This window comes from Marinobacter halodurans, assembly GCF_004327985.1.
Classification (GTDB): domain Bacteria; phylum Pseudomonadota; class Gammaproteobacteria; order Pseudomonadales; family Oleiphilaceae; genus Marinobacter_A; species Marinobacter_A halodurans.
Genome location: NZ_SJDL01000149.1, coordinates 1 through 1031 on the forward strand (window position 1 = coordinate 1; position 1031 = coordinate 1031).

Sequence of the window (1031 nt, forward strand, 5' to 3'; positions counted from 1 at the left end):
ATCAAAGGATTTCAGCTTCTGGAACTGGTCGTTAACAACGTCGAGTTCCGGGACGGAGAAGCGGTTGAGCAACAATCAGACAGGAACGCTGCCTGATGTTCATACACCAGATTTGACGATAACTCGTGATCATCCCATGAAAGTGATTCGCATGCTGGAAGGGATCTTGTTATCCGATAAAGGTCGCGCAGATCCTAGTTTGATAGACGACCTAGTGATTGAAAGTCTTATTGCGAACTGCCGAAAACTTACAGAAAGCACTGGAACCTTATACTCAAGAGGCTCGGGGATACTCAGGATTGTAAAGGCAGTTAACGAATTTAACCTTTCAGCGGCTCCTCTTTCGTTATCTAAGAACCCATTTCCGAGAAGAAAAGATTATCACGTTAAATACAAGGCTGATGTCGCGAAAAAACTTCCAGATCAGAAAGTGATAGATTGTGTGGGAGAGCTATTCCACCAGGGGCCAAGTCACCCAAAAGACATCGTTACGACCTCAATGTTTGCGATCTTGCTTTCTGCTCCTTCTCGGGCAAATGAGCTTCTCGAACTGCCTGTGGATTGTGTGAACAAAGAGGTTTCGCCCGCCACCGACAAGACGTATATGACGCTTACTTGGTTCGGAAGCAAAGGGTATGGGTACACCTCCAAGGCTATCCCCCAAGCAATGCATGAAGTTGTCGAAACGGCCGTTGACCGAGTGCGTTTAATTTCAGAAGAGCCTCGAAAGCTGGCCAAACACTTCGAAGAACATCCGGATACTCTACCGCTTCATCTTCTGACAGAAAATGAAGCGATACGATCTATCAGTCAGGATAAACCTCTTGGGTTTGATCGCTTTAACGAGGTATTGGCTGACCCAGACAAGGGTGGTGCAGAAAATTTCAAAAGATTTCTGGTAAACTGTAGTGGTCCAATGATTCCGGACACCAACGTAGGTGGTAAGATCGCCACCATAAACGAGGTGTCTGATGACCAGAAAACGACGTTCCTTTACTCCTGAGTTCAAGCAGGAAGCAGCCAGCCTGGTG

The 1031-nt window shown here is 46.7% G+C and carries 1 protein-coding gene; it reads left to right on the forward strand.

What is annotated here, in order from left to right; genetic code table 11:
• Positions 1 to 64: 64 nt before the first annotated feature.
• On the forward strand, positions 65 to 1003 hold the full coding sequence (locus tag EZI54_RS23860; protein ID WP_131484335.1) for a hypothetical protein: 939 nt from the start codon (positions 65 to 67) through the stop codon (positions 1001 to 1003).
• The last annotated feature ends 28 nt before the right edge of the window (positions 1004 to 1031 follow it).